Here is a 26,968-nt window from a genome sequence, read left to right as displayed (position 1 = left end):
AGCCGTGCCGCGGCCGCAAAGCGCCGCTATACCCTCCCCATGCGAGAGCTGATCTACACCATGGTCCGCGCCGCCGACTGGCGCCTGGCGGAGCTGGCCGGGGCCTACACCGGCAGCGCGGATGATCTGCGCGACGGCTTCCTGCATTTCTCCGCCGCGGCGCAGCTCCGCGCCAGCGCCGCGAAGCACCGCGCGGGGGAGCGAGATTTGCTGCTGGTCGGCGCCGACCCCGCCGCGCTGGGCCCGGCGCTGCGCTGGGAACCGGCCGCGGGCGGCAAGCGCCCGGGCCTGTTCCCGCATCTCTACGGCACCCTGCCGCTCAGCGCGGTGCGGCTGGTGGTACCGCTGCCGCTGGGCGCCGATGGCGCGCATGCCTTCCCGCCGGACATCCCCTGAGACGCCGCGCCCCGCCGGCGCACCCGCTCGCTCATCACGCAGGCGAAGATGACGACGCCGGCGCCGAGCAGGGTCGGCCAATCCGGCAACCTTCCCCAGAACAGCAGATCCAGCAGGCCGGACACCGGCATGGCGGCATAGCCCAGCGGGCCCAGCCGCGCCGCATCGGCATAGCGATAGGCCAGGGCGGTGGAGACCGAGGCGCCGCCCGCGATCAGCCCGTTCACCATCAGCATGGCCAGATCGGCGGGCGGCGGCGCCACCCAGTCCCGGACCGCGAGCGGGCCGAACAGCAGCAGCCCCAGCAGCCCGGGCCAGACCACCAGCATGGCGAGGCCCGCCTCGCCCTTCAACGTCCGGTTCACCGTCTGGGTCACGCTGAAGGCCAGGGTGCCCAGCGCCACCCAGCCATAGCCGATGAGCGACCCGCCGCCGCCGAGCTTCGGCGCCACCGCCAGCAGCACGCCGGCGAAGCCCACCAGGCACCAGGCCCAGGCCGCCCAGGGCACCCTCTCGCGCAGCGCGATGGCCGCCAGCGCCAGGATGAGGAAGGGCGAGGTGAAGAAGACCAGATAGCCCTCGGCCAGCGCCATGTGCCGGAAGCCGAGGAAGAAGGATCCCGCCGCCGTCATCATCGAGGCCGCGCGCAGCATATGCAGCCCCGGCCGCGCCGTGCGGAAGGCGCCGCCGAAGCCCGGGCGCAGCGCCCGCAGGGCGAGGAAGGCCGGCAGCAGCACCAGGTATCGCATGGCGATCACCTGGCCCATCGGATAGGCCCCGGAGAGCAGCTTGCTGTTGGCGTCCAGCAACCCGAACAGCGCTATGCCGCCGAGCAGCAGCAACGGCCCTTTCACCCGATTTCCTCCCGATGCCGTGTCACCCATGCCGTTACGTCCGGCGGGGCCGGTCTGGTGCCTAAGGTTGTCGCGGGGCCCGGGCGGCGCGTCAACCGGGCGGACGGAACCCGCTTCCCCTTCGCCGTCACCTCAGGCATTGAGCGCGGCGATGACCCCGACCCTCGCCTCCGCCCTCATGCCCTTGCTGCGCGGGCTTGATCCCGAAACGGCGCATAATCTGGCGCTGCAGGCGCTGGGCTGGGGCCTGGCCGGGCGCGACACCGCGCCGGATGATCCGGTGCTGGCCACCAGCGCCCTCGGCCTCGCCTTCCGCAACCCCATCGGCCTCGCCGCCGGCTTCGACAAGAATGCCGTCGCCGTGCTGCCGCTGATGCGGCTCGGCTTCGGCTTCGTCGAGGCGGGCACGGTCACGCCGCGGCCCCAGCTCGGCAATCCCCGCCCGCGGCTGTTCCGGCTGGAGGAGGACCGCGCGGTCATCAACCGCATGGGCATGAACAACCAGGGGCTGGAGGCCTTCCGCGCCCGCCTCGCCGCCCTGAAGCGGCCGCTGCCCGCCGTGCTCGGCGGCAACATCGCGGTGAACAAGGACGACGCGGTACCGGAGCGGGACTACCCCGCCCTCTACGCCGCCCTGGCGCCGCTCTGCGACTATGTCGCGGTCAACATCTCCTCCCCCAACACCCCCGGCCTGCGCGACCTGCAGGGCGAGGCGCGGCTGGTCGCGATCCTCGATGCCATCGCCGCGGTGAGGACGCCGGAAGGCCCACCGCTGCTGGTGAAGATCGCGCCGGACCTCGCCGACGACGCGGTGGCCGCGGTGGTGGAGGCCTGCGCCGCGCGCGGCGTCGCCGGCCTCATCGTCTCCAACACCACCATCGCCCGGCCGGACAGCCTGCGCAGCCCGCACAGGGGCGAGGCCGGCGGCCTCTCCGGCGCGCCGCTGCTGGCCCGCGCGACGGAGGTGCTGAAGCTGGCCTATCGGCTGTCGCACGGGCGGCTGACGCTGATCGGCGTCGGCGGCGTCGCCTCCGGTGTCGATGCCTATGCGAAGATCCGCAGCGGGGCCTCGCTGGTGCAGCTCTATGCCGGCTTCGCCTATGCCGGCCCGGCGCTGATCCCGCGCATGAAGCGGGAACTCGCCGCGCTGCTGCAGCGCGACGGGTTCAGGAGCGTCGCCGATGCTGTCGGCGTCGATGCGGCACGCGACGACCGGCCGCAGGCGGCCTGAGGGGAAGAGTGATGGAGATCCTGGACGGCATTGCCAGCCTCGCGGACCGCTATGACGGCTATGTGCTCGACCTCTGGGGGGTGGTGCACAACGGCAAGCAGCCCTACCCACCGGTGCCGGAGGCGCTGCGGCAATTGAAGGACCGCGGCAAGAAGGTGGTGTTCCTCACCAATGCGCCGCGGCGGTCCTGGTTCATCGCCGGCATGCTGGACCGCATGGGGCTGGACCGCGCGCTCTATGACGGCATCATCTCCTCCGGCGAGATCGCCTGGCGCATGCTGAAGGCGAAGCAGCACCCCTTCTTCGCGCAGCTTGGCCCCCGTGCCGTCCATATCGGGCCGGACCGCGACCTTTCCGTGGTGGAGGATGGCGCGGCGGAGCTGGTGGCCGAGGCGAAGGACGCGGATTTCCTGCTGAATACCGGCCCGGATCCGGAGCGCGGCTCGATCGACGCCGAGGCCTACCGGCCGGCGCTGGAGGAGGCGCGCAAATACGGGCTGCCCATGCTCTGCGTGAATCCGGACCGGCATGTGATGGTGGGGACGGAGCGGCTGATCTGCGCCGGCGCGCTGGCGGATATCTACACGGAAATGGGCGGCGAGAGCTTCGAGGTGGGGAAGCCCGATCCGGCGGTCTATGACCCGGTGATGGAGATCATCGGCGATGTGCCGCGCAGCCGGGTGCTGGCGATCGGCGATACTCCGCATACCGACCTGGCGGGGGCGCAGGCGGCGGGGATGGATGCGCTCTGGGCGCTGACCGGGCTGGCGGCGTTCGCCCATGGCGACAACCCTTCCTCCGAGACGCTGCGCCAGGTGGCGCTCTCGGAGGGGGTGGACCCGCTGGCGGCGATCCGCGGGCTGCGCTGGTAGGCAGGGGGCTTCGCCCCCGAACCCCCACCAGGGGCTCTGCCCCCGGACCCCGCCGGGGGAAGGCTTCCCCCCGGGCCCCGCCATAAGTTTGCTGGTTCGACCGTCGGATCCAAAACTCGGACCGGGGTCCGGGGCCAGGTCCTGGTCCCGGCGGGGGGTGCAGGGGGGCGGCGCCCCCCTGCCCCTATCTACCCCGCATGCGCCACCGCCCCGTCCAGGAACGCCCCCGCCGCCCGCAGCACCAGCGCATCCGCCAGCCGCGGCCCGGCGATCTGCAGCCCCACCGGCAGCCCTTCCTCCGTCACCCCGCAGGGCAGCGAGATCGCCGGCCCATGGCTGAGGTTGAAGGGGTAGGAGAATTCCGCCCAGACTAGCCAGTCCCATGCGTGCTGGTCCCAATGCGCCGGGCGCTGCCGCCCCACCTCGAAGGCGGCGACGGAGGCGGCGGGCGTGACCAGCAGATCGAACCCCGCCTCGCCGAACCAGGCGTTCACCGCCGCGGCATAGGCGAAGCGGCGGGTCTGTGCCGCATGGCCTGCCATGAAGCCGTAATCGCGATAGGCCTCGGTGCAGGCCACCAGGCCGGGGTCCATCTGCGCCGCGGCGGCGGCATCGGCGGCCAGGAAGGGCCGCATGGCGGCGCCCCACAAATCGCGCTCCAGCTCCGGCCCGGTCGGGCCCCAGGGCGGCGTCACCGCCTCCACCGTAGCGCCCAGCGCCTCGAACCGCCGCACCGCGGCGGCCACGATCGCCGCCACCTCCGGGTCCACCTTCGCGTGGCCGAGATCGGCGCTGTAGGCGATGCGCAGCCCCTGCGCGCCGTCCGGCTCGACCTCGGCCGGGAAGCGGTCCGGCAGCGTCGTGTGGTCCAGCGGGTGCGGCCCGGCGATGACGCTGAACATCAGCGCCGCATCCGCGACGCTGCGGGTGATGGGCCCGGCATGGGAGAGCGCGCCGTTGTTCGGCACTGGCACATAGGGCACGCGGCCATAGGTCGCCTTGAACCCCACCGCGCCGCAGAAATGCGCCGGCAGGCGGATGGAGCCCGCGCCATCCGTGCCGATATGCAGCGGCCCGCAGCCCGCGCCGCAGAGCGCGGCGGCGCCGGAGGAGGAGCCGCCGGCGGTGCGGCCATGCTTCCAGGGGTTGTGGGTGGTGCCGGTCAGCGGGCTGTCGCTGACGGCGGTCCAGCCCTGCTCCGTGCTGGTGGTCTTGCCGAGGATGATGGCCCCGGCCTCCCGCAGCCGCGCCACCAGCGGCGCGTCGGCGGTGGCAGGCGTCGGATCCGAGAGGCGGGAGCCGCGACGGGTCGGCAGGCCGCGCACCGCCTGGACGTCCTTGATCGTCACCGGCACGCCATGCAGCAGGCCGAGCGTATCGCCCCGCATCACCGCCGCCTCGGCCGCCTGGGCTGCGCTGCGCGCGCCCTCCTCATCCAGCGCGGCGAAGGCGTTCAGCGTGGGGTTCTGCGTGGCGATGCGCGCCAGCACCGCCGCCGTCACCTCCACGGGCGAGACGGATTTGTCCCGCACCATCGCCGCCAGCGTCACCGCGGAAGCGGTGGCGAGATCAGTCGTGACTGTCACCATAGGTCGTCCGGTAGGCCTCGAGCATCAATTCGTCGAGCCTACGCCCCGGGGTGAAACCTGCCAAACCCTCCGGATAGGGGACACCCTTCGGCATGCGCGGGCAGGGCTCAGCGGCGCCGATCACCTGGGTGACGGGGAAGCGGGCGGCATAGATCGGCAGGGCGTAATCCTCCTCCTCATCGCCCACGCCCTTGGCGCGGACCTTGCCGGAGGCCTGCTCGATCTCCATGCCGATGACCGTCGTGGCCTTCAGCTCCTGGGTGGTGCTGGGGCGGAGGGTGGCGTCGCGGCCGGGGTAGAAGCGGTCGATCATCGAGGACAGGGCGCGGTGCTTGTGCGCCGGCTCGTCGATGATGTGTGCCTGGCCGAAGCACATGGCGGAGCGGTAGTCGACGGAGTGGTTGAAGCCGCAGCGGGCGAGCACCAGGCTATCCAGATGCGTCACCGTCAGGCAGACCGGCACGCCGCCCTTCTGGCTGCGCAGCATCCGGCTGGCGGAGGAGCCGTGCCAGTAGAGGTGCTCGCCTTCCCGCCAGAAGACGGTGGGGGTGCAATAGGGCTGGCCGTCGATGATGTAGGCGATGTGGCAGAGCATCGCCGCGTCCAGGATGGCGTGCACCGCCGCCTTGTCATAGGTGCCGCGTTCGTGCAGGCGGCGGACCTTGTTGCGCTCGGAGACGGGGTAGGCGGCGTCGGACATCGTCTGGCCTCGGGCTGGAATTCCTGACCTTCGGCTTATGGCCCTGGCGAATGGTCCAGCGCGAGGGCCAATTCGGCGCGGGCGAATTGGTCCAATCCGGGTCCGAGCCGCTCAGGCCAGGACCACCACCCGCCGCCGGACGGTGAGGAGCAGCGCGCCGACCAGGACCAGGTTCGTCACCCCGGCCAGGGCCGCCAGGGCGAAGCTGAGTGTGTAGTCGCCCGTTAGGTCGAAGAGATAGCCGCCCTGGAAGCCGCCCAGCCCATGGCCCAGCCAGGCGAAGGCGATGATGATCCCCATCAGCGAGGCGCGGCTCGCCGCCGGCGTCAGCATCCGCGCCGTCACCAGCACCCCGGTCATCACCCCGGCATAGCCGAAGCCGTAGATGGGGGCGAAGAGGTAGAAGAGGCTCAGATCGTGGATGCGGGTGAAGGCGAAGACCGCGACGGTCTGCCAGAAGGAGGCGGTGAGGTAGGCCTGGATGGGGCCGATCCGGTCGGCGAGTCGGCCGAAGGCCACGCGGCCCAGGATCGCCGCCAGCAGCATCACGAAGAGCACGCCACCGGCATCGGGCGCCGAGATGTGGTGGCCGTGAATTAGCGGTACCAGATGCATCAGCGGCACCGCCATGCAGGTGCAGCAGCCGATGACGGCGAGGCTCAGCCAGGGCACTACCAGCCCGGGCGGCAGCAAGGGCGCAGGCCCCGCCTGGGCCGCCGGGCCAGTTGCTGGGCGGGGCGGTTCCCGCATCAGCAGCGCCAGCGGCAGCATGACGGCGAGGGAGACGAGGCCCTGCGCCAGGAAGGCCTGGCGCCAGCCCATGGCCTCGATGAGGAAGGCGGTGGCGAAGGGCACCCCGCCCTGCCCCACCGCCTGCCCAGCCGAGGCGATGCCGATGGCAAGCCCCGCCCCGGTGGGAAACCAATTGCCCACCAGACTCAGCAGCGGCGCGAAGAGGCCGGCGCCGAACAGCCCGGCCAGGAAGAAGAGCAGGTAGAATTGCCAGAGCTCCGACGCGCCCGAGGCCATAGTGACGCAGAGCCCGACCACCAGCGCGGCAGCCAGCGCCACCAGCCTGATGCCGGCCCGGTCCGCCACCAGACCCATGGCTATGCCGCCGAGGGAGAGGCCGGCCAGCCCGGCCGAGTTGATGAGGGCGATGGGGCCGCGAGCCCAGCCGAATTCCAGCTCCAGCGGGATGAAGAAGACGGAGAGGCCGTTGACGAGCTGACCCATGGCGACGGCCAGCAGCAGGGCGACGGCGGCGACGATGATCCATCGCCCAGCGGGGCGTAACGCATCCTGCGGGCCGGCTGCCATGCCACCTTCCTCCCCCCTGCGCCTATGGCGGTAACATCGCCGATTCCTCTGCGCCGCCAAAGTGCCGGAAGGCACAGGACGGAAGGCCGGGGATGCGCCGGCATCGCACGGCTTCATGCGCCGAAGCGTTCACCCGCCGCGGCGATCTGCTCTATACCCTCGCCATGTACGATCTTGCCTTCGATGTGGTGGTGGTGGGCGGCGGCCATGCCGGCTGCGAGGCCGCGGCCGCCGCCGCCCGCTGCGGTGCCCGCACCCTGCTGCTGACCCACCGGCTGGAGACGCTGGGGGAGATGTCCTGCAACCCGGCGATCGGCGGGGTAGGCAAGGGGCATCTGGTGCGGGAGATCGACGCGTTGGACGGGCTGATGGGCCGCACCGCGGATGAAGCCGGTATCCATTTCAAGCTGCTGAACCGCAGCAAGGGTCCGGCGGTGCGCGGGCCGCGGGCGCAGGCGGACCGCAAGCTATATCGCCGGGCGGTGCAGGCGCTGCTGCGGGAGACTTCGGGGCTGACGATCCTGGCAGAGGCGGCGGAGGATCTGCTGCTGGGCGCCGGTGGGCAAGTGGCGGGCGTCGTCACTGCCACTGGCCGGCGAATCGGCGCCGGGGCGGTGGTCATCACCACCGGCACCTTCCTGCGGGGCGAGATCCATATCGGCGAGACCCGGATTCCAGCCGGGCGGGTGGGGGAAGCGCCCTCGCTGGGGCTGGCCGCCACGCTGGACCGGCTGGGCCTGCCTCTGGCACGGCTGAAGACCGGCACGCCGCCGCGGCTGGATGGCAGGACCATCGACTGGGCCGCGCTGCAGCCGGACCCGGGCGACGATCCGCCAGAGCCGCTTTCCTGGCTGACGGAGCGGATCACCAACCGGCAGGTGGCCTGCGCCATCACCTCCACCACGCCGGCGGGCCATGCGCTGATCCGGGCCAATCTGCATCGCAGCGCCGTCTATGGCGGGCGGATCGCCGGAACGGGGCCGCGCTACTGCCCTTCGATCGAGGACAAGGTGGTGCGCTTCGCCGAGCGGGAGCGGCACCAGATCTTCCTGGAGCCGGAGGGGCTGGAGGACGACACCGTCTACCCCAACGGCATTTCCACCAGCCTGCCGGAGGCGGTGCAGGCGGCTTTCATCGCCTCCATCCCCGGGTTGGAGAAGGCGCGCATCCTGCGGCCGGGCTATGCCATCGAATACGACCATGTGGACCCGCGCGCCCTGACCCCGACGTTGGAGGTGAAGGACGTGCCCGGGCTGTTTCTGGCCGGCCAGATCAATGGCACCACGGGCTATGAGGAAGCCGGCGCCCAGGGGCTGCTGGCCGGGGTGAATGCCGCCCAGCGCGCCGGCGGCGCCGTGCCGGACCGGGCGCTGAACCGCGGCGAGGCCTATGCCGGCGTGATGATCGACGATCTGGTGCTGCAGGGGGTGACGGAGCCCTACCGCATGCTCACCGCGCGGTCCGAATACCGGCTGGCGCTGCGGGCGGACAATGCCGGGCTGCGGCTGACGGAAAAAGGCATGGGCTGGGGCTGCGTCAGCCCCGTGCGCGCCGCGGCCCATCGCGCCTTCGCCACCGCCCTGGCGAATGCGCTGGCCCGCGCGCGGGCGGAAGGCGCCACCCCGGCACAGTACGTCGCCGCCGGCGTGCCGGTGAAGCAGGATGGCCGCTGGCGCAGCGCCTTCGAAGCCCTGGCCCTGCCGGCGATGACGGCTGACGCGGCCAACCGCATTTTCCCCTGGCTGCGGGATCTCCCGCCCCGGCTGCGGGCGGAGCTGGAGGCTCAGACCCTCTACGCCCCCTATCTTGAGCGTCAGGCGGCGGAGCTGCGGGCGCTGGAACGGGAGGAGCGGCTGGCCATTCCGCCGGTGCTGGATTTCGCCGCCATCCCTGGGCTTTCAGCCGAGATGCGCCAGCGCCTGGCAGCGGCTCGCCCCGCCACCCTCGGCAGTGCCGGCCGCGTGCCCGGCGTCACGCCGGCCGCCCTCGCCGCCCTGGCCATCCATCTCCGCCGCACTGCGGAGCCGCGTTTCACGTGAAACAGCTCCAGGCCGAGGAGTTCGGCGTTTCACGTGAAACAGAGGAGAAGCTGCGCACCTATCTCGCGTTGCTGATCCGCTGGAACAGCCGCATCAACCTGGTGGCCGCGGCGCCCGAGGCGGCGCTGTGGCAGCGGCACTTTCTGGACTCCCTCCAGCTCCTTCCCCTGATGCCTCCCGACCCGACCGGCCCGCTCGTCGATCTCGGCTCCGGCGCCGGCTTTCCTGGCTTGGTGCTCGCCGCCGCCACCGGCCTGCCGACGCATCTGGTGGAATCGGACCGCCGCAAATGCGCCTTCCTCACGGAAGCCAGCCGTGCCCTTGGCCTCGCCGCCGTCACCGCCCACCCCCAACGGATCGAGGACACCGCCCTGCCCCCGGTCCAACTCCTTACCGCCCGCGCCCTCGCCCCACTGGCAAAACTCCTCCCTCATGCGCATCGCCTGCTCGTCCCCGGCGGCATCGCCCTCTTCCCCAAGGGTCGGAATGTCGATCAGGAATTGACGGAGGCAGCCCGCCGCTGGACGATGCGCATCGAGCGGTTCCCCAGCCGAACCGATTCCTCCGCCACCCTCCTACGCCTCAGCGAGATCCGCCCTGCCTCCCCCGCCGCCTGAGCGCGCCAAACCGCGCGTCATTGCCCTCGCCAACCAGAAGGGGGGCGTCGGCAAGACCACCACCGCCATCAACCTGGCCACCGTGCTGGCCGCGGACCGCCGTGTCCTGCTGATCGACCTGGACCCCCAGGGCAATGCCTCCACCGGGCTCGGCGTGGACCGCGCCGCCCGCGGCGCCGGCACCTATGCCCTGCTGACCGGCGACCGGCCGCTGGCGGAGCTGATCCGCTCCACCCCTGTCGCCACCCTCTCCCTCATCCCCGCCGACACCGACCTGGCCGGCGCGGAGGTAGAGCTGGTGGCGCTGGAAGACCGCGACCGCCGCCTGCGCAACGCCCTTGCCGAGGCCGCGGAGCTGCTCGCCGGCTATGACTACATCTTCCTCGACTGCCCCCCCTCCCTCGGCCTTCTCACCCTCAACGCCCTGGTGGCGGCGGACAGCGTTCTGGTCCCCCTGCAGACCGAATTCTTTGCCCTGGAAGGCGTCAGCCAGATCATCCAGACCATCGAGCGCGTCCGCCGCGCGCTCAACCCTGGCCTGGCCCTCGAGGGCATCGCGCTCACCATGTATGACCGCCGCAACAACCTCTCCGAGCTCGTCGCCCAGGATGTCCGCGGCTTCTTCAAGGAAAAGGTATTTGAAACGGTGATTCCCCGGAACATCCGGGTCAGCGAGGCGCCCTCCCACGGCCTGCCCGTCACCCTCTATGATCTCCGCTCCCCTGGCGCCCAGGCCTATATCGCCCTGGCCGCGGAGCTGCGCCGGCGCGAGAAGGCCAAGGCGGCATGAAGCCCCCCCGTCTCGGCCGCGGCCTCTCCGCCCTGATCGGCGAACCGGCGCCCGCCCCGCCCCCCGCCGGCGTCCAGGCGACGGAAGCCCTCCGCACCCTCCCCATCGAGGCGCTGGAGCCCGGCCCCTTCCAGCCGCGTGGCCCGATCGACCCCGCCCCCTTGCAGGAGCTGGCGGACAGCATCCGGGAACATGGCGTCCTCCAGCCCATCCTGGCGCGCGAGCACCCGGACAAGCCCGGCCATTACCAGATCATCGGCGGCGAGCGCCGCTGGCGCGCCGCCCAGCTCGTCCCCCTGCATGAGGTGCCGGTCGTCCTCCGCCCCCTCGGGGACCGGGAGGCCATGGCCGCCGCCCTGGTGGAGAATCTCCAGCGCCAGGACCTCAACGCGCTGGAGGAGGCGGAGGGCTATCGCCGCCTCATCGACGAATTCGGCCTGACCCAGGAAGGCCTCGGCAAGGCGGTGGGGAAAAGCCGCAGCCATGTGGCCAACACCCTCCGCCTGCTCGCCCTGCCGGACCGGGTGCGGGAGCTGCTGCGGGACGGGGCGCTGACCGCCGGCCATGCCAGGGCGATCCTCACCGCCCCGGACCCGGTCGGCCTCGCCCTGCAGGTGGTGGATCGCGGCCTCAATGTCCGCCAGGCGGAAGCCCTCGCCGCCGTGAAGCCCCGCGAGTCCGGGCCGGATCGCGGCCCCGCCCCGCGGGCCGAACCGGAAGTGCTGGCCCTGGAACGCGAGCTGTCGGAGCGCCTCGGCCTCCGCATCACCATCCGCCAGAGCGGCAAGGGCGGCCAGGTCACCATCGCCTACCGGGATCTGGACCAGCTCGACGGGGTGATCCGCCTGCTGCAGGGCGGCTGAACTACCGGCGCGCCGCCGCCTGCCGCGCCAGCCCCACCACCGCGTTCCGGGCCACCACCTCGGATGGGATGCCGGTGGTCTTGGTCCGCCGCTCCGCCTCCAGCAGCGCGCTCCCCGCCGCTTCCAGCGCGCTGCTCCGCCACAGCCGCAGCGCCCGCTCCATCGCCGGCCGGTGGCGGAAGAAGACCGGCGGCCGCAGCCCCTCCACTGCCTGGCGCGGCTCCGCCCCTGCCGCTACCGCCAGCGCCGCCTGATACAGCCGCTGCACGTGCCGCAGCGCCGCCCGCACCACCTGCACGGCATTGGCGCCCTCGGCGAAGGCGGTGTCCAGCGCCCTGTCCGCCACCGCCACCTCCCCGGCCAGCGCCGCCATCAGCGCCTCCTCCAGATCCAGGGCGGAGCCCTCCGCCACGCAGGCCAGTGCATCCTCCGGCGTCACCCGCCCGCCCTGGCCGACGAAGAGCGCCAGCTTCTCCAGCTCCCGCCGCAGCTTCATGCGGTCTTCGCCCAGGCGCTGCGCCAGCCACTCCACCGCCGCCGGCTCGGCGCTCACCCCCAGCTCCGCCAGAATCCGGCCGATGGAGCCGGTCAGCTCCGCCCCCCTCTCCCGGTAGCAGGCGATCACGGCGCCTTGGGCCGAACCCTCCACCGCCTTCATCAGCGCCGCACTGCCGCGCAGCTCCGGCGCCTCGATCACCACCACCCCTGGCCCTTTCCCGGCCAGCGCGGCGCGGGCGGCCTCCGCCACCTGCTTGCCGTCCGCTGCATCCCGCACCCGCACCAGCACCCGCCCGCCGGTCAGCGGCGAGCTGGCCGCCTCATTCGCCAGGGCAGCCGGGCTGCGCAGCGCTTCCTTCGGCATCTCCACCAGCCGCAGCGCATCCCCGCCGGCGACGCTCCGCGCCAGCGCCTCGGCTCTTTCGCGGATCAGCCCGGGGTCGTCGCCATGCAGCAGCACCACCCGGCAGGCGCCGGGATCGGCCAGGAAGGCGTCCAGCCGCCGCGCATCGATCTTCGGCATGCGGGCGCCTCAGGCCGCGCTGCCGGCTTCCCTCCGCCGCCGCAGCTCCATCGCCACCCGGCGGAAGATCTCCTCGGACATCTCCTCCGCCACCCGCGCCTCCATGGCGTCCCGCGCGGAATCGGCGGCGAAGAATTGCAGGTCCGGGATGTTGAAGCTGTCCAGCGTCCGGTAGGGGATGGCGGAGGCGGCGATGGTCTGGGGCGGCGTCCCCATGGTCGCCAGGTTCCAATTGCCCGTCGCCGTGTAGCGCACCCGGGTGATCGCCCCATCCCGCCGATAGCCCAGTATCTCCATCCCGCCGGTCACCGAGACCTGCAGCAGGTAGCGGGCCGGCGTCCCCGGTGCGCTGTCCTCGAATTTGCGCAGCAGGCTGCGCCGCAGGAGCTGGCCCTGCCGCTCATAGACCGGGCCGATCCGCACTGCGGCCAGCTCGCTGCGGAGATCCGCCCCGCTGCCATTCCCGGCATCGATCGGGCCGTAGAGCGGCCGGAAGCCGCAGCCCGCCAGGCCCAGCAGCCCGGTCAGCGCGGCGCGCCGCCCCAGCCGGGCGCTAGACGACGAAATTGACGATTCGGCCTGGGACATGGATGCGCTTCCGGATGGGACGGCCGGCGATGGTACGGGCGACATTCTCCTCCGCCTCCGCCAGGGCGAAGATGCTAGCCTCATCGGCGCCGACCGGCACCTCGATCGTGCCGCGCAATTTGCCGAGGACCTGCACGGCGAGGGTCAGCGTCTCCGCCCGCAGCAGCGCCGGGTCGGCCGCCGGCCAGGGCAGCTCCGCCACCAGCGCCGCCTCGCCGCCTTCCTCCTCCGGACGCAGCAGGGACCACAGCTCCTCCGCCAGATGCGGCATCATCGGGGAGATCAGCCGGGCGATCGTCTCCAGCGCCTCCCGCTTCGCCGGGCCCGTCTCGGCGCTTTCGGCAATGGCATTGGCGAATTCATGGATGCGGGCGACGGCGACGTTGAAGCCGAAGCTTTCCAGTGCCTCGGTCACCGCGGCGATGGTCCGGTGCGTCACCTGGCGAAGCTTCCGCGCCTCGCCCGCCGCGCCTTCCGGCGAAGCCCCCGCCGGCGGCAGCCCCGGCACCGCCCCCGCCACCAGCCGGTAGAGCCGCTGGCTGAAGCGATAGGCGCCGGCGACCCCGGCCTCCGTCCACTCCATGTCCCGCTCCGGCGGGTTGTCGGAGAGGATGAACCAGCGCGCGGTATCCGCGCCGTAACGGTCGATGATGGCGCCCGGATCCACCGTGTTGCGCTTGGATTTGGACATGGCCTCGACCCGGCCGATGGTCACGGGCTCATTGCCGCCCTTCACCACCGCGCTGCGCGTGCCGTCCGGCGCGGCGCTGAACTCCACCTCCTCCGGGTAGAGCCAGCGGCCATCCGCGCCCTTGTAGCTCTCATGCGTCACCATGCCCTGGGTGAAGAGCCCGGCGAAAGGCTCGGTCAGTTCCAGATGCCCGGTGTCGCGCATGCCGCGGGTGAAGAAGCGGCTGTAGAGCAGATGCAGGATCGCGTGCTCGATGCCGCCGATATACTGGTCCACCGGCAGCCAGGCATCGACGGCCGCCTTCGTCACCGGCACCGCCGCCCGCGGCGAGCAGAAGCGGGCGAAGTACCAGCTACTGTCCACGAAGGTGTCGCAGGTGTCCGTCTCCCGCACCGCCGGCCTGCCGCAGGACGAGCAGGCGACATGCTTCCAGCTCGGGTGGTTGTCCAGCGGGTTGCCCGGCTTCGAGAAATCCACATCCTCCGGCAGCTTCACCGGAAGCTGGTCGTCCGGCACCGGCACCACACCGCAGGCTTCGCAATGGATGAAGGGGATGGGGCAGCCCCAGTAGCGTTGGCGCGAAACGCCCCAGTCGCGCAGCCGCCAATTCACCACGCCGGTCCCCTGCCCGCTCGCCTCCAGCCGGGCGATGGCGGCGCGCTTGGCCTCGGCGGTCGGCAGCCCATCCAGCGGGCCGGAATTCACCGCCACGCCCGGGTCGGTGAAGGGCAGCGTCACTTCCGCCCCGTCCTCCGGCGGCCGCACCACCTGGGTGATGGCCAGCCCGTATTTCGTGGCGAATTCGAAGTCCCGCTCGTCATGCGCCGGGCAGCCGAAGATGGCGCCGGTGCCGTATTCCATGAGCACGAAATTGGCGATCCAGACCGGGAAGGTGACGCCCGGCAGGAAGGGATGCGCGACGCGGAAGCCGGTGTCGTAGCCCCGCTTCTCCGCCTGCTCGATCGCCGCCTCGCTGGTGCCCATGCGCCGGCATTCGGCGATGAACTCCGCGGCACCGGGGTCCTTCGCCCCCGCCGCTGCGGCCAGCGGATGCTCCGCGGCGACGGCCAGGAAGCTCATGCCGAACAGCGTGTCCGGCCGCGTGGTGAAGACTTCCACCTCGCCGTCCAGACCCGCCACCGCCTCGGCCAGGCGGAAGCGCACCCGCGCCCCCTCGCTGCGGCCGATCCAATTGGCCTGCATCAGCTTCACCCGCTCCGGCCAGCGGTCCAGTTCGCCCAGCGCCTCCAGCAGGTCCGGCGCGTATTTGGTGATGCTGAAGAACCACTGGCTGAGCTTCTTCTTCTCCACCAGCGCGCCGGAGCGCCAGCCGCGCCCGTCGATCACCTGCTCATTCGCCAGCACGGTGCCGTCCACCGGGTCCCAATTCACCCAGCTTTCCTTCCGCTCCACCAGGCCGGCCCGGTAGAAATCGAGGAACAGCTTCTGCTGTTGGCCGTAATATTCGGGATCGCAGGTCGCGAATTCCCGGGCCCATTCCAGGGAGAGGCCCATGCGCTGCAGCTCGGCGCGCATATTGGCGATGTTCTGGTAGGTCCAGGTGCCGGGATGGATGCCGCGCTCCCGCGCCGCATTCTCCGCCGGCAGGCCGAAGGCGTCCCAGCCCATCGGGTGCATCACCAGATGGCCGCGCGCCCGCTTGTAGCGCGCCACCACATCGCCCAGCGTGTAGTTGCGGACATGCCCCATATGGATCTTGCCACTGGGGTACGGGAACATCTCAAGAACATAGTACTTCGGCTTGGTGCCGTCCGGCACGTCCGGCACGGCGAAGCAGGCGCGCTTCTCCCATTCCGCCTGCCAGCGCGGCTCGGCGGTCTTGAAGTCGTGGCGCAGGTCGCCACGCGGCTCGCTGCTGGTCTCGGGGCTGGCGTCGGTCATCGGCATCGCTGGGCAAGAATTCGTCCAAGGGAATAGGGCGAGGTGCGCGGCAGGGGAAGCCTCCGCCCTGCCCGCCGGGCAGGAGCGCCCCGGCGCACCGGGCAGGCCGGGTTCCCTCGGAAGCGCAGGAGCACCGTCGGAATGCCGAGGAGAGCAGATGGCGGTGGCAACCGCGACCCGCTGCGCCGCGCTGTTCAGCAGGCTGAGCAGGTGGAGGCCTGGGGCAACCTGATCCTCCGCCATCCGAGGGTTCCCAGGGGTGGCGATGCTGCCATGCCGCCGGCGACGTGCCCGGTCGGGGAATGCGCGGGCCCGCCGGGCCTGCGAAATCACCGCCCGGGCGCCGGCCGGGATAGGCTGCGTCCGTCACGTCGCCCCGGGGGCCGGGCGGTGCGGCTTCGCCCTGCCCGCCCGGGCCGGCCCTGCCACGAAGGAGAAGCGGATGGACGTCGCCGTCTTCAGCACCAAGCCCTATGACCGGGCCTGCCTGGATGCCGCCAATGCCGCTGCCGGCCGGCCGCATGCCCTGCGCTACCTGGAACCGCGGCTGGGCCAAGCCACGGCGGTGCTGGCGGATGGCGCCGGCGCCGTCTGCGCCTTCGTGAATGACGAGCTGGACGCGGCGACGCTGGCGGCCCTCGCGGCCCAGGGGGTGCGGCTGGCGGCGCTGCGCTGCGCCGGCTTCAACAATGTGGATCTCGCCGCGGCGGCGGCGCTCGGCATCGCCGTCGGGCGGGTGCCGGCCTATTCGCCGGATGCGGTGGCGGAGCACACGGTGGCGCTCATCCTTGCCCTGAACCGCAAGATCCACCGCGCCTACAACCGGGTGCGGGAAGGGAATTTCGCCCTGGACGGGCTGCTGGGCTTCGACCTGAAGGACCGGGTGGTGGGGGTGGTCGGCACCGGGCGGATCGGCGCGGCGGTGGCGCGCATCATGCTGGGCTTCGGTTGCCAGGTCCCGGCCTTCGATCCGGTGGAGGAGGCCGGGCTGGCGGCCGCCGGAGTGCGCTACGTGCCCTTGCCGGAGCTGCTGGCGGTGGCGGATATCGTCACCCTGCATTGCCCGCTGACGCCGGAGACCCGCCACCTGATCGACGCCGCGGCGGTGGCGCGGATGCGCCCCGGGGTGATGCTGGTGAACACCAGCCGCGGCGCCCTGGTGGATACGGCGGCGGTGATCGCGGGGCTGAAGAGCGGTCGGATCGGCTATCTCGGCCTCGATGTCTATGAGGAGGAGGCGGGGCTGTTCTTCGAGGACCTCTCCGGCCAGGTGATCCAGGACGACGTCTTCACCCGGCTGCTGACCTTCCCGAATGTTCTCGTCACCGCCCACCAGGCCTTCTTCACCGCGGAGGCGCTGGCGGCGATCGGCGAGGTCACGATCGGGAACATCTCGGAATTCGAGGCGACTGGGGTGCCGCGCTTTCCGGTGGCGCGCAGCGGCTGAGGGCCGCCGCCCCGCAAAGGTCCGCCGCATGGCCTGACCTCCGGCGGCAAACCCGCTACATAGGGCGCAGAGGAGCGACCCCGTGCAGATCACCTCCCCCGCCTTCAAGCAGAATGCCGCCCGTGCCCTGGAAGATGCCGGGCTGCAGAAGGCGCTCGGCACCGCCAAGGGCGCCTTCCTGCAGCGCCGCGCCGCCGCCGTCGCCAACCTGCCGGAATTCGAACGCCTGCGCGACATCGGCCGGGACATCAAGAACCACACCCTGGCGAATCTCGACCACTACCTCGAAACCTTCGCTGCCAATGTGGAGAAGGCCGGCGGCCAGGTGCATTGGTGCAGCACGGCGGATGAGGCACGCGACGCGGTCCTCGCCATCTGCCGCCGCGCCGGCGCCCGCACCGTCACCAAGGGCAAGTCGATGATCTCCGAGGAGCTCGGGATCAACCGCCACCTGGAACGCCACGGCATCCAGCCGGTGGAGACGGACCTCGGCGAGTACATCCTGCAGCTCCGCGACGAGCCGCCCAGCCACATCATCGCCCCCGCCTTCCACCTGAACCGGGAGGATTGGGAGGCGGATTTCCGCCGCATGCACACGGACCTGCCGAAGGACCGCGTCTTCGCCGAGCGCCGCGACATCCTGGCCGAGGCCCGCACCCGGCTGCGGGAGCGCTTCCTCGCCGCCGATGTCGGCATCACCGGCGCCAATTTCCTCATCGCCGAGACCGGCTCCTCCGTCATCGTGACGAATGAGGGCAATGGCGACCTGACCCAGACCCTGCCGCGCATCCATATCGCGCTGGCGAGCATCGAGAAGGTGGTGCCGACGCTGGAGGACTGCACCTCCCTGCTCCGCCTGCTGGCGCGCTCCGCCACCGGCCAGGATTTCTCCGTCTACACCACCTTCTCCACCGGCAGCCGCCGCCCCGGCGACCTCGATGGGCCGGAAGAATACCATGTGGTGCTGGTCGACAATGGCCGCTCCAACATGATCGGCACCGAGTTCCAGGAGATGCTGCGCTGCATCCGCTGCGCCGCCTGCATGAACCATTGCCCAGTCTATGGCGCGGTGGGCGGCCATGCCTATGGCTGGGTCTATCCGGGACCGATGGGCAGCGTCCTCACCCCCTCTCTGGTCGGGGTGGAGAAGACCGGCAACCTGCCCAACGCCTCCACCTTCTGCGGCCGCTGCGAAAGCGTCTGCCCGGTGAAGATCCCGCTGCCCGGCATGATGCGCCACTGGCGGGAACGCGAATTCGAACGCCACCTGACGCCCGGCGCCGCCCGCTGGGGCCTCGGCCTCTGGGCCTTCTTCGCCCGCCGCCCCGGCCTTTACCGGCTGGCCACGCGGGCGGCGATCGGCGCGCTCGGCCTGCTGGGCAAATGGTCCCTTGGGGGCAAGGGCGCCTTCCGCTCCCTGCCCCTCGCCGGCAATTGGACCAAGGGGCGGGACCTGCCGGTGCCCGAACCGGGCGGCACCTTCATGGCCCGCTACGCGGCCGGGCAGCGGCGGCGGTGACGGCGATGGCGACTCTCCCGCCACCTCCCCCGCGCCGCCCGGGCGCCGGCCCGAAGCGCCGCCTGCCCACCCCGGGGCATTGCGCCGCCTGTGCCCAGCGCCGCCCCACCCCCGGGGAGCCCGCCAGGCGATGAGCCGGGACGCCATCCTCGGCGCCATCCGCCGCGGCCTGAAGCGCGGCCCCCTGCCCGCCGACCAGCGCGCGATGCTGGATGGCCGCCTCGCCAGCCATCCGCGCCATCTCATCCCCGCCCGCTCCCGCCTGCCGCGGCCGGAGCAGGTCGCCCTCTTCATCCGCAATGTGGAGAAGGAATTCGGCACGGTGGAGCGGGTGCCGGACCTCGCCGCCGTGCCCGCCGCGCTGGCCGACTACCTGGCGGCGCAGAACCTGCCCGCCGCCTTCCCCATGGCGCCGCACCCCGAACTGCTCGGCATCCCCTGGGACAGCCGCCCGCTGCTGCAGCCGGAGCCGCGCCGTGCCCAGGGCACGGACCAGGTCAGCCTGCAGCACGGCTTCGCCGGCATCGCGGAGACCGGCACGCTGATGCTCCCCTCCGCCCCGGAACGCCCGACCACGCTGAACCTGCTGGCCGACACCGCCGTGGTGCTGCTGCGCGCCAGCCGCATCCACGGCGCCTATGAGGAAGCCTGGGACGCGCTGCGCGCCGAGCACCGGGACGCCCGCACCGGCGGCCACATGCCGCGCAACGTCATGTTCGTCACCGGCCCCAGCCGCTCCGCCGATATCGAGCAGACGCTGGAGCTCGGCGCGCATGGCCCGCGGCGGCTGCACATCCTGCTGCTGGATGACGACCCGGCGGCGCTGCCGCCCGCCGCCTGATGTCCACCCGCCGGCGCGGGCTGACGGCGGCGGATCGCGCCCTGTGGCAGGCCTATACGGCGCGCGCCGCCATCACCCCCCTGCCCGGCAAGGAACTCGCCCCGCCGCCCCCGGCCCCGCCGCCGCCCGCGCCCGCGCCGGCCCCAGCCGCGCCCCCTGCCCCGCCGCCGCGCCACGCCCCGCCGCCGCGCCATGTGCCGGAGCTGCATGTCGGCGCCGCCCCGGCCGGGCTGGACGCCAGGCGCTGGAAAGCGCTGAAGCGTGGCGCGATGAAGCCGGAACGCACCCTGGACCTGCATGGCAGGCGGGTGCAGGAGGCGCATGGCGCCGTCCGCCATTTCCTCTTCCAGGCGCATGCGGAAGGGCTGCGCTGCGTCGCCATCGTCACCGGCAAGGGCTCGGCGCTGGAAGGCGGGGTGCTGCGGCGGGAATTGCCGCATTGGCTGAACGCGCCGGAGCTGCGCGGCCTGCTGCTCGGCGCCGCCCATCCGCACGCCACCAACCCAGGCGCCGTGCACCTGCTGCTGCGCCGTCCGCGCGGCCCATGAGCGCCGCCTCGCGGATCGCGCCGCCCGTGGCGCTGCCGCGACCCTGCCGCCTCAGGCCGTGTGGGGGCGCGAGGATGCGGCGGCCCGCGGCGGCCCCTTGGCGCTGCGCGGCGATGTGGGGACCACCTCCGGGCCCCCCACGGCACCACGCAACGGCATCCCGGGTGGTGCCATGACCCCGTTCGGCGCCCGGCTGCGCGCGTTGCGGGAAGGCCGCGGCATCGGCCTCGCCGAACTGGCGCGGGCGCTGCACGTCTCCGCCGCCTATCTCTCGGCGCTGGAGCACGGCCATCGCGGCCGCCCCTCCCCCGGCCTCATCCACCAGGTGAACGAATATTTCGGCCTGATCTGGGACGATGCGGAGGAGATGGTGCGGCTCGCCCGCCTCTCCCACCCGCGGGTCGTGGTGGACACCTCCGGCCTCAGCCCGGAAGCGACGGCGCTGGCCAACCGCCTGGCGCGGGACATCCACCGCCTGCCCGCCGAGGCGCTGCGCCGCATGGCGGCGGAGCTGGACGCGCTGCCGGCGGAAGCGCCGCGTGCGGGGCGTCATCGGCGATAGGTTGGGGGCTTCGCCCCTTGGCGGCAGTGCCGCCGACCCCCCACCATGGGTGCTGCCCCTAGAGCGTGATCGGTTGAGGTCGAATCGACCGAAACCGTGAATCACGCGACCGAACAATGAGCTAGAGCGGGGCGGGTGAGCGCAGCTCAACCGATCCCGCTCTAGCCCCCGCCGGGGGGAAGGCTTCCCCCCGGACCCCGCCGTGAGTCTGCTGGTCGAACCGTCGGGCTGAAACTCGCACGGCGGGAGGTTGGCGGCACTGCCGCCAAGGGGCGAAGCCCCCGATCTTCACCCCTTCCGCGCATCCAGCATCTGCCGCACCTTCGCCGCCAGCGCATTGCCGGTATAGGGCTTGTTCAGCAGCTCCACCCCCGGGTCCAGCCGGCCATGGTGGATGATGGCGTTGCGGGTATAGCCGGTGGAGAACAGCACCGGCAGCTTCGGCCAGCGCGCCGCCACCACATCCGCCAGGGCGCGGCCGTTCATCGGCCCGGTCAGCACCACATCGGTGAAGACCAGCGCGATCTCCGGATGCGTCTCCAGCAGCGCGATCGCCGCGGGGCCCTGATCCGCCAGCAACACGCGGTAGCCGGCATCCTCCAGCGCCGTGGCGGCGAAGTCGCGCACCATCGGCTCATCCTCCACCAGCAGCACCGTCTCGCCCCGGCCCGGCGCCAGCGGCAGCGGGTCCTGGATGCCGGGCGTCGGCGCGATCGGCACCGGCCCGCTCTCCCGCATCCGCGGCAAATAGAGCTTTACCACCGTGCCCTGCCCCAGCTCGCTGTAGATCGCCGCATGGCCGCCTGTCTGCTTGGCGAAGCCATAGACCTGGCTGAGCCCGAGCCCGGTGCCCTTGCCCACCGGCTTGGTCGTGAAGAAGGGCTCGAAGGCGCGGGCCAGCACCTCCGGCGTCATGCCGGTGCCGGTGTCGGAGACCGAGACCATCACATACTGGCCGGGCCGCACCTCCGCCCGCGCCGCGGCATAGGCCTCGTCCAGATGGGCGTTGGCGGTCTCGATGGTCAGCTTGCCGCCCTCCGGCATCGCGTCCCGCGCATTCACGGCGAGGTTCAGCAGCGCGCTCTCGAGCTGGTTGGGGTCCACCAGCGCCCGCCACAGCCCGCCGGCGAGCACGGTCTCCACCTGCACCTCCTCGCCGATCGTCCGCTGCAGCAGGTCGGACATGCCGGCCACCAGCCGGTTCACCTCCACCGGCTCCGGCGCCAGCGCCTGCTGGCGGGAGAACGCCAGCAGGCGCCGCGTCAGCTCCGCCGCCCGCCGCGCCCCCTCATCCGCGCCATGCACCGCGCGCTGCAGCCGCTCCGGCGCCTCCGGCCCGATCTGCCGGCGGATCAGCGAGAGGTTGCCGATGACGACGGTCAGCAGGTTGTTGAAGTCATGCGCCACGCCGCCGGTCAGCCGCCCCACCGCCTCCATCTTCTGCGCCTGGCGGAATTGCGCCTCGGCCCGCTCCCGCTCCGCTGCCTCGGCGCGCAGCCGGGCATTGGCCTCGCTCAGCTCCTCCGTCCGCTCCTCCACATGCCGCTCCAGCCCGGCATTCAGCGTCTGCAGCTCCGCTTCCCGCGCGCGCAGGCGGCGGGAAGCCTCGACCATGGCGAGGCTGATCTCGCCGATCTCCCGCACCCGGGTCTGGGTGAGGCGCAGCCTCTCGCCGCGGCCGAGCGCCGCGGCCTGCCGCGCCAGGGCCTGCAGCGGCAGGGCGATGGCGCGGGCGAAGAGGAAGGCCAGCAGGGCGGAGATCAGCAGCAGCGCGAAGCCGACCCCGGCCAGCAGCCGGAGGGAGTCATGCAGCGGCGCCGTGAGCTGCTGCTCCGGCACGCCGACCGCGACCCGCCAGCCGGCGAGGCGGGTGACGGCATAGGCGCCGAGCGCCTTCGTGCCGTCCAGCGTGGTGCCGCGCCAGGTGCCGCCCTGGCCCTGGGTATTGGCCCGGAGATCGGCGGTCGCCTCGCGGCCGACCAGTTCCTCGTGCCGGATGTTGCGCGCCAGGATCCGCCCGGCGCCGTCCACCACCGCCAGGGTCCAGCCCTCCGGCACCCCTTCCTCGACCAGGAGCTGGCGGATGCGCTCCACCGGCAGGCTGAGGCCGAGGATCGCCTGCCGCCCATCCGGCAGCCGCACCCCGCCCTGCACGGCAAACATCGCCGTGCCGGTGACCGCGCCCAGGAAGAGGTCGGAGACCACCGGCCGGCCGCCCTCCCACAGCGCCGGGCCGGGATCCGGCAGGGCGGCGCGGGGCAGGTCCGTACCCCAGGGCAGGCGGGTGTTGACGAGCTGCGTCCCGTCCCGCTCCCGCAGCACCACCTGCAGCCCCAGCCGGTCCCGCACCGCGCTGGCCTGGCGGTGGAAGCCGGCCAGGTTGCCCTCCCGCAGCTCGCGCGAGACCAGCATCACCTCCAGCGCGGCGCTGAGCCCGACCAGCTCCCGGTCCACCGCCAGGGCGGCGGACTGCGCCGCTTCCGTGGCACTTTCCTGCAGCGCGGCGCGCTCCGCCTCCGCCCTTTGCCAGAGCATCAGGCCCAGCCCGACAAGGATGGGCAGCACCAGCGCCACCGCGAAGCGGGCCAGATGAAAGCTGACCGACCGGCCCGCCATGCCGGGGCCGGCCAGCCTTGTCGGATAGGGGCTTTCCACGATCGGCTCTGCCGCGCCTTGGAACGAAGCTGCCCTCGGAAATGTCACGCCGCGCGGCTGATCGGCAAGGCGGTATCTGGGCGGGGGGAATTCGCGCGAAACGGTAGGCGGCGCGCCTGGCGGCTGCGGATGGCGCCTTGCGCCGGGCCTTTGGCGGCATCATCACGTTGCCGTGACGTCCGGCGCGGACGGCATCCGCGGGAAGAATGGGGCTCCGCCCCCGCGCCGCGGACCCCGGCAGCCCGAACCCGAGGGTCTGGAGCGGTTTCACCTCGCCTGTGCTCGGTGAACCCGCTCCGGCTTCTTGTTCTGTCGCTTTTTCCGGACCGTCCGGCGATCCCGCCGGACCTGAAAATGCTCCAAGCCGGAGCCCCTGGCGGGAGCCGGCCCGGTCCCCGGGGGCGCCGGTCCCTCAGCCCAGCAGCACGCCGTGCTGGCGGAGGAAGCCCAGCAGCGGCAGCAGGGGCAGGCCGAGGATGGCGCTGTGCTCCCCCTCCACCGTCCGGAACAGATGCGGCCCCAGCCCTTCCAGCCGGTAGGCGCCGACCGAGCCCAGCACCGCCTCCCCCTCCGCCGCCAGATAGGCGTCGAGGAAGGCCTCGGAAAAGTCGCGCATCGCCAGGCGCGGCCGCGCCAGATGCTGCCAGATCCGCCGGCCGTCCCGCCAGGCGACCAGCGCCGTCACCAGCACATGCGGCTTGCCGCGCAGCGTCAGGAGCTGCGCCCGGGCGGCCGCCAGGTCGGCGGGCTTGTCGAACCAGGCGCCGTCGCAGACCAGCATCTGGTCGGCGCCCAGCACCAGCGCCTCCGGCCGGCGGCGGGCGATGCGCTCCGCCTTGGCCTCGGCCAGCAGCATGGCGGCGTCCTCGGCCGGGATGCCCTCCGCGCGGCAGCCTTCCTTGATCGCCGCCTCGTCCACCGCAGCCGCCTCCGCGGTGAAGACGAGGCCGGCGGCGGCCAGCACGGCGCGGCGGGCGCTGCTCTGGCTGGCGAGGACCAGCCGCGGCTCCGGCGCCTGGAGCAGGATCCCGGTCATTCAGGCGCCCCCGCGGCCGACCAGCACCTCGGCCGCGGGGTCGACCGGCTGCGGCGCCGGCCGCTCATGCCGCTGGTGCCAGGCCTCCATGAGCTGCAGCACGGTGGCCGCCGTCTCCTCGATGCTGCGACGGGTCACGTCGATCACCGGCCAGCCGCGGGCGGTGCAGAGCCGGCGGGCGGCGAGGATCTCCGCCTTCACGCTGTCATGGTCGATATAGTCGTTGCTGTCCTGCCGCACGCCGGCGGCGCCGATCAGCTTGAGGCGGTGGCGGCGGATCTCGATCAGCGCCTGGGTGTCGATGGTCAGCCCGACCACGGGGCAGGGGGGATTCTCCAGCTCCGGCGGCAGCCTGGCGCCCGGCACGATGGGGACGTTGGCCGCCTTGATGCCGCGGTTCGCCAGGTAGAAGCAGGTGGGCGTCTTGGAGGAGCGGGAGACGCCGACCAGGCAGACATCGGCCTCCGCGATGCCGGCCGTGCCCTGGCCGTCATCATGCGAGAGGACGTAATGCATGGCGTCGATGCGGCGGAAGTAATCCGCATCCATCACATGCTGGGCCGCCCGCTTCTCCCGCGCCTGGGCGCCGAGCTGGCCGGCCAGCAGATCCATCACCTGGTCCAGCACGGACAGGCAGGGCACGCCGAGGCGCTGGCAGGCTTCCTCCAGCGCATGCCGCAGGCTGCGGTCCACCAGGGTGAAGAGCACCGGCCCCGGCTCATGGTTCAGCCCCTCCAGCACCCGGTCGAGCTGCAGGCGGGAGCGGATGAGGCTCCAGCGATGGTGCAGGACATGGTGATCCTCGAACCGCGCCAGGGTGGCGCGGGCGATGGAGTTCAGCGTCTCCCCCGTGCTGTCGGAGACCAGATGCAGGTTGATGGAACGGTGGGCCATGGCGGGAGAATAGCGTGGATCGCTGTGGATGCCGGGGAAAACCCTGGGCCGCAAGCCGGCGCCTGGGGATGAAGGAGGATAGGTCCCGCCGCCACCCCGCCTGTGGCCGAAGCGGCGGGAGGCGTTGCCGGTTGCGGGGAGGGCACCGGAATTCCCCTGTGGCTGAAGGGCTTGCGGCACGCCGCCGGGGTGGATGACGCTGTGGACAAGGGCGGGTTGCATTGCATCCCCGGCTTCCACAGGCCCTACAGGCTACCCCAATCTTCGAAGACTCTTTGTTTGCAGGTAGGATGGCGGGGCCAAGGAGAACGCGATGGCCGGCCTGCCCCCCGAGAAACCCCTGCTGCGCGCCCTGGCCGGGGAGGCCGTCTGGCCGCCGCCGCTGTGGCTGATGCGCCAGGCCGGCCGCTACCTGCCGGAATACCGGGAGGTGCGGGCGGAGGCAGGGGATTTCATCAGCCTCTGCACCACGCCGGAGCTGGCCGCCGAGGTGACGCTGCAGCCCATCCGCCGCTACGGCATGGATGGCGCCATCCTGTTCTCCGACATCCTCATGGTGCCCTGGGCCATGGGCCAGCCCTTGCGCTTCGCCGAAGGCGAGGGGCCGGTGCTGGCGCCGGTGCGCGATGCCGCGGCGATCGCCGCGCTGGCGCCCGGGGCCGTGCTGGAACGGGCGGCACCGATCTTCGAGACGGTGCGGCTGGCGCGGGCGATGCTGGAGGCGCAGGCGCCGCGCACCGCGCTGATCGGCTTCGCCGGCAGCCCCTTCACCGTCGCCTGCTACATGGTGGAGGGCCATGGCAGCCGGGATTTCGCCGCGACCCGCGGGCTGGCCTATGCCGATCCCGGCCTGTTCGGCAAGCTGATCCGCACCCTGGTGGAGGCGACGGCCGAGTATCTGCTGGCCCAGGCGGCGGCCGGGGCGGAAGCGCTGATGCTGTTCGACAGCTGGGCCGGGCTGCTGGCGCCGAGCCAGTTCCGCCGCTGGGTGATCGAGCCCACCGCGCTGCTGGTGCGGGCGGTGAAGAAGGCGCGGCCGGATCTGCCGGTGATCGGCTTCCCCCGCCTGGCCGGGCCGCTGCTGGCGGAATATGCCCAGCGGACGGGGGTGCAGGGCCTGGGGGTGGATACGGGCATGGATCTGCGCTGGGCGGCCGGGGCGGTGCAGCCGGGGCAGGCGCTGCAGGGGAATCTCGACCCGCTGGCGCTGGTCGCCGGCGGCATCGCGCTGGAGGCGGAGGCGCGCAGCATCCTGGGTGCGATGCGCGGCTGGCCCTTCATCTTCAACCTGGGCCATGGGATCGAGAAGGTGACGCCGCCCGAGCATGTCGCGGCGCTGGTGCGGCTGGTGCGGGGGGGATAGCCATTCCCCACGATGCCGCTGCCGGGGCCGGGGAGGCCGGCGCCGGGGAGGCGCTGCTGGCAGGGCCATGGCTGTCCGGCTGCGGCCCCTCCGCCTGGGGCGCGGCCCGCGGCAGCCACCGCCGCCGCGGGCCCTGCGAAGGCCCGAGCGAGATGCCTGCCTCCTGCACGCATGACCTCCGCCCCCACTCGACGAACTCACCCCGGGGCGATCGGGCTTGCCCCGGCATGGTGCCGCCGCATCGGCTCGCGCCCCGGCCATTGCCCGATGCCTTCGGTCGGTCCACTCCGGCCGACCCTGCCTCGGAGCGTGAACGTTCGCGGTTGAATCAACCGAAACCTTGCATCAGGCGGCCAAGAAGAGCTGGAGCGGGGTGCGTGGACAAAGGCGAGGGCGCCACGCCCTAGAGCGGTTTCACGCTGACTGTGCAGCGCGAAACCGTTCTAGCGTATGGATTGTAGAGCAGCTTCACGCCTCCGGGCGATGCCGCCCTCCGGCGATCTGCTCTAGGGTCTGTTGAGATTTGGGATTTGCGACCTGTGCGAGATGTGATTCAAGCTCTGGATGGAGCGATTCGTTCTGACTGACGCGCAATGGGCGAAGATGGAACCGCACTGCCTGGGCAAGCTG

The 26,968-nt window shown here is 72.1% G+C and carries 23 protein-coding genes; 13 read left to right on the top strand and 10 right to left on the bottom strand.

What is annotated here, in order from left to right:
• Positions 1 to 39 precede the first annotated feature (39 nt).
• Positions 40 to 396: a DUF952 domain-containing protein gene (locus E5N76_RS25360; RefSeq protein ID WP_149540436.1), complete on the top strand. Its 357-nt coding sequence runs from the start codon at positions 40 to 42 to the stop codon at positions 394 to 396.
• Here the strand turns inward: E5N76_RS25360 and E5N76_RS25355 are convergent.
• The gene (locus tag E5N76_RS25355; protein ID WP_235907883.1) at positions 303 to 1,250 is read right to left on the bottom strand and encodes a DMT family transporter; all 948 of its coding nucleotides are present in this window, start codon (positions 1,248 to 1,250) and stop codon (positions 303 to 305) included. The two genes, E5N76_RS25360 and E5N76_RS25355, sit on opposite strands and share 94 nt — an antisense overlap.
• Before the next feature lie 151 nt (positions 1,251 to 1,401).
• Here E5N76_RS25355 and E5N76_RS25350 point away from each other — a divergent pair, with 151 nt between their 5' ends.
• Entirely contained in the window at positions 1,402 to 2,481 is a 1,080-nt protein-coding gene (locus E5N76_RS25350) for a quinone-dependent dihydroorotate dehydrogenase (RefSeq protein ID WP_149540432.1), read from the top strand.
• Between the two features lie 11 nt (positions 2,482 to 2,492).
• Complete coding sequence (locus tag E5N76_RS25345; RefSeq protein ID WP_149540430.1) at positions 2,493 to 3,353, top strand: TIGR01459 family HAD-type hydrolase; 861 nt, start codon at positions 2,493 to 2,495, stop codon at positions 3,351 to 3,353.
• A gap of 188 nt (positions 3,354 to 3,541) precedes the next feature.
• Here the strand turns inward: E5N76_RS25345 and E5N76_RS25340 are convergent, their stop codons facing one another.
• The 3 genes from E5N76_RS25340 to E5N76_RS25330 all read right to left on the bottom strand — a co-directional run bounded on the left by E5N76_RS25340 (position 3,542) and on the right by E5N76_RS25330 (position 6,962).
• Positions 3,542 to 4,939 carry an amidase family protein gene (locus E5N76_RS25340; protein WP_207792110.1) on the bottom strand — a complete coding sequence of 466 codons (1,398 nt, stop codon included), beginning with the start codon at positions 4,937 to 4,939 and terminating at the stop codon, positions 3,542 to 3,544.
• Positions 4,923 to 5,642, bottom strand: a complete 720-nt coding sequence (locus E5N76_RS25335) for a pyridoxamine 5'-phosphate oxidase family protein (RefSeq protein ID WP_149540426.1) — start codon at positions 5,640 to 5,642, stop codon at positions 4,923 to 4,925. The genes E5N76_RS25340 and E5N76_RS25335 overlap by 17 nt, the downstream gene beginning before the upstream one ends.
• 111 nt (positions 5,643 to 5,753) lie before the next feature.
• Positions 5,754 to 6,962 carry an MFS transporter gene (locus tag E5N76_RS25330; protein WP_149540424.1) on the bottom strand — a complete coding sequence of 403 codons (1,209 nt, stop codon included), beginning with the start codon at positions 6,960 to 6,962 and terminating at the stop codon, positions 5,754 to 5,756.
• Between the two features lie 164 nt (positions 6,963 to 7,126).
• Here E5N76_RS25330 and mnmG point away from each other — a divergent pair, with 164 nt between their 5' ends.
• From mnmG to E5N76_RS25310, 4 genes are read left to right on the top strand one after another with little or no spacing between them, the layout of a single operon-like run.
• Entirely contained in the window at positions 7,127 to 9,001 is a 1,875-nt protein-coding gene (mnmG, locus tag E5N76_RS25325) for a tRNA uridine-5-carboxymethylaminomethyl(34) synthesis enzyme MnmG (protein WP_149540422.1), read from the top strand.
• Complete coding sequence (gene rsmG, locus E5N76_RS25320) at positions 8,998 to 9,618, top strand: 16S rRNA (guanine(527)-N(7))-methyltransferase RsmG (RefSeq protein ID WP_149540420.1); 621 nt, start codon at positions 8,998 to 9,000, stop codon at positions 9,616 to 9,618. The genes mnmG and rsmG overlap by 4 nt, the downstream gene beginning before the upstream one ends.
• Positions 9,599 to 10,408, top strand: coding sequence for a ParA family protein (locus E5N76_RS25315; RefSeq protein ID WP_149540418.1), 810 nt, complete (start codon positions 9,599 to 9,601; stop codon positions 10,406 to 10,408). The genes rsmG and E5N76_RS25315 overlap by 20 nt, the downstream gene beginning before the upstream one ends.
• Entirely contained in the window at positions 10,405 to 11,271 is an 867-nt protein-coding gene (locus tag E5N76_RS25310; RefSeq protein WP_149540416.1) for a ParB/RepB/Spo0J family partition protein, read from the top strand. The genes E5N76_RS25315 and E5N76_RS25310 overlap by 4 nt, the downstream gene beginning before the upstream one ends.
• Position 11,272: 1 nt before the next feature.
• Here E5N76_RS25310 and holA read toward each other — a convergent pair whose 3' ends face one another.
• From holA to leuS, 3 genes are read right to left on the bottom strand one after another with little or no spacing between them, the layout of a single operon-like run.
• Positions 11,273 to 12,292: a DNA polymerase III subunit delta gene (gene holA / locus E5N76_RS25305; RefSeq protein ID WP_149540414.1), complete on the bottom strand. Its 1,020-nt coding sequence runs from the start codon at positions 12,290 to 12,292 to the stop codon at positions 11,273 to 11,275.
• Positions 12,293 to 12,301: 9 nt separating this feature from the next.
• Positions 12,302 to 12,880: an LPS assembly lipoprotein LptE gene (lptE, locus tag E5N76_RS25300; protein ID WP_187830394.1), complete on the bottom strand. Its 579-nt coding sequence runs from the start codon at positions 12,878 to 12,880 to the stop codon at positions 12,302 to 12,304.
• Positions 12,846 to 15,473, bottom strand: a complete 2,628-nt coding sequence (leuS, locus tag E5N76_RS25295; RefSeq protein WP_149540552.1) for a leucine--tRNA ligase — start codon at positions 15,471 to 15,473, stop codon at positions 12,846 to 12,848. The genes lptE and leuS overlap by 35 nt, the downstream gene beginning before the upstream one ends.
• 442 nt (positions 15,474 to 15,915) lie before the next feature.
• Between leuS and E5N76_RS25290 the strand changes: the two genes are divergently transcribed.
• The 5 genes from E5N76_RS25290 (at position 15,916) to E5N76_RS25270 (ending at position 20,390) form a co-directional block, all read left to right on the top strand.
• Positions 15,916 to 16,920: a 2-hydroxyacid dehydrogenase gene (locus E5N76_RS25290; RefSeq protein ID WP_149540410.1), complete on the top strand. Its 1,005-nt coding sequence runs from the start codon at positions 15,916 to 15,918 to the stop codon at positions 16,918 to 16,920.
• An 82-nt stretch (positions 16,921 to 17,002) separates the two neighbouring features.
• On the top strand, positions 17,003 to 18,439 hold the full coding sequence (locus E5N76_RS25285; protein ID WP_149540408.1) for a LutB/LldF family L-lactate oxidation iron-sulfur protein: 1,437 nt from the start codon (positions 17,003 to 17,005) through the stop codon (positions 18,437 to 18,439).
• A 130-nt stretch (positions 18,440 to 18,569) separates the two neighbouring features.
• Positions 18,570 to 19,280: a LutC/YkgG family protein gene (locus E5N76_RS25280; RefSeq protein ID WP_149540406.1), complete on the top strand. Its 711-nt coding sequence runs from the start codon at positions 18,570 to 18,572 to the stop codon at positions 19,278 to 19,280.
• Positions 19,280 to 19,828 carry a Smr/MutS family protein gene (locus E5N76_RS25275; protein ID WP_149540403.1) on the top strand — a complete coding sequence of 183 codons (549 nt, stop codon included), beginning with the start codon at positions 19,280 to 19,282 and terminating at the stop codon, positions 19,826 to 19,828. Before E5N76_RS25280 ends, E5N76_RS25275 begins: the two co-directional genes overlap by 1 nt.
• Before the next feature lie 172 nt (positions 19,829 to 20,000).
• Positions 20,001 to 20,390 (top strand): helix-turn-helix domain-containing protein, encoded by a 390-nt coding sequence (locus E5N76_RS25270; protein WP_149540401.1) that lies wholly within the window; start codon positions 20,001 to 20,003, stop codon positions 20,388 to 20,390.
• Positions 20,391 to 20,678: 288 nt separating this feature from the next.
• Here the strand turns inward: E5N76_RS25270 and E5N76_RS25265 are convergent, their stop codons facing one another.
• From E5N76_RS25265 to E5N76_RS25255, 3 genes are all read right to left on the bottom strand, one after another.
• Complete coding sequence (locus E5N76_RS25265) at positions 20,679 to 23,045, bottom strand: ATP-binding protein (protein ID WP_207792109.1); 2,367 nt, start codon at positions 23,043 to 23,045, stop codon at positions 20,679 to 20,681.
• A gap of 412 nt (positions 23,046 to 23,457) precedes the next feature.
• Positions 23,458 to 24,081 carry a Maf family protein gene (locus tag E5N76_RS25260; RefSeq protein WP_149540400.1) on the bottom strand — a complete coding sequence of 208 codons (624 nt, stop codon included), beginning with the start codon at positions 24,079 to 24,081 and terminating at the stop codon, positions 23,458 to 23,460.
• On the bottom strand, positions 24,082 to 24,975 hold the full coding sequence (locus tag E5N76_RS25255) for a pyruvate, water dikinase regulatory protein (RefSeq protein ID WP_149540399.1): 894 nt from the start codon (positions 24,973 to 24,975) through the stop codon (positions 24,082 to 24,084).
• 313 nt (positions 24,976 to 25,288) lie between these two features.
• Between E5N76_RS25255 and hemE the strand changes: the two genes are divergently transcribed.
• A complete protein-coding gene (gene hemE, locus E5N76_RS25250) occupies positions 25,289 to 26,338 on the top strand; it encodes a uroporphyrinogen decarboxylase (protein WP_149540397.1) in 1,050 nt (349 codons plus the stop codon).
• Positions 26,339 to 26,968: the final 630 nt, after the last annotated feature.

The sequence above is a fragment of the Siccirubricoccus phaeus genome (assembly GCF_008360935.1).
GTDB lineage: Bacteria > Pseudomonadota > Alphaproteobacteria > Acetobacterales > Acetobacteraceae > Siccirubricoccus > Siccirubricoccus phaeus.
The sequence above is the reverse complement of the archived record's forward strand: the minus strand, read 5'-3'. Positions and strand labels throughout refer to the sequence as shown.

Excerpts from the sequence above, each read along its gene's own strand:
- E5N76_RS25360 (WP_149540436.1), top strand. The coding sequence starts at position 40 with ATGCGAGAGCTGATCTACACCATGGTCCGCGCCGCCGACTGGCGCCTG.
- E5N76_RS25350 (WP_149540432.1), top strand. The coding sequence starts at position 1,402 with ATGACCCCGACCCTCGCCTCCGCCCTCATGCCCTTGCTGCGCGGGCTT.
- E5N76_RS25345 (WP_149540430.1), top strand. The coding sequence starts at position 2,493 with ATGGAGATCCTGGACGGCATTGCCAGCCTCGCGGACCGCTATGACGGC.
- E5N76_RS25335 (WP_149540426.1), bottom strand. The coding sequence starts at position 5,642 with ATGTCCGACGCCGCCTACCCCGTCTCCGAGCGCAACAAGGTCCGCCGC.
- E5N76_RS25330 (WP_149540424.1), bottom strand. The coding sequence starts at position 6,962 with ATGGCAGCCGGCCCGCAGGATGCGTTACGCCCCGCTGGGCGATGGATC.
- mnmG (WP_149540422.1), top strand. The coding sequence starts at position 7,127 with ATGTACGATCTTGCCTTCGATGTGGTGGTGGTGGGCGGCGGCCATGCC.
- E5N76_RS25310 (WP_149540416.1), top strand. The coding sequence starts at position 10,405 with ATGAAGCCCCCCCGTCTCGGCCGCGGCCTCTCCGCCCTGATCGGCGAA.
- holA (WP_149540414.1), bottom strand. The coding sequence starts at position 12,292 with ATGCCGAAGATCGATGCGCGGCGGCTGGACGCCTTCCTGGCCGATCCC.
- lptE (WP_187830394.1), bottom strand. The coding sequence starts at position 12,880 with ATGTCCCAGGCCGAATCGTCAATTTCGTCGTCTAGCGCCCGGCTGGGG.
- leuS (WP_149540552.1), bottom strand. The coding sequence starts at position 15,473 with ATGACCGACGCCAGCCCCGAGACCAGCAGCGAGCCGCGTGGCGACCTG.
- E5N76_RS25290 (WP_149540410.1), top strand. The coding sequence starts at position 15,916 with ATGGACGTCGCCGTCTTCAGCACCAAGCCCTATGACCGGGCCTGCCTG.
- E5N76_RS25280 (WP_149540406.1), top strand. The coding sequence starts at position 18,570 with ATGAGCCGGGACGCCATCCTCGGCGCCATCCGCCGCGGCCTGAAGCGC.
- E5N76_RS25275 (WP_149540403.1), top strand. The coding sequence starts at position 19,280 with ATGTCCACCCGCCGGCGCGGGCTGACGGCGGCGGATCGCGCCCTGTGG.
- E5N76_RS25270 (WP_149540401.1), top strand. The coding sequence starts at position 20,001 with ATGACCCCGTTCGGCGCCCGGCTGCGCGCGTTGCGGGAAGGCCGCGGC.
- E5N76_RS25260 (WP_149540400.1), bottom strand. The coding sequence starts at position 24,081 with ATGACCGGGATCCTGCTCCAGGCGCCGGAGCCGCGGCTGGTCCTCGCC.
- E5N76_RS25255 (WP_149540399.1), bottom strand. The coding sequence starts at position 24,975 with ATGGCCCACCGTTCCATCAACCTGCATCTGGTCTCCGACAGCACGGGG.
- hemE (WP_149540397.1), top strand. The coding sequence starts at position 25,289 with ATGGCCGGCCTGCCCCCCGAGAAACCCCTGCTGCGCGCCCTGGCCGGG.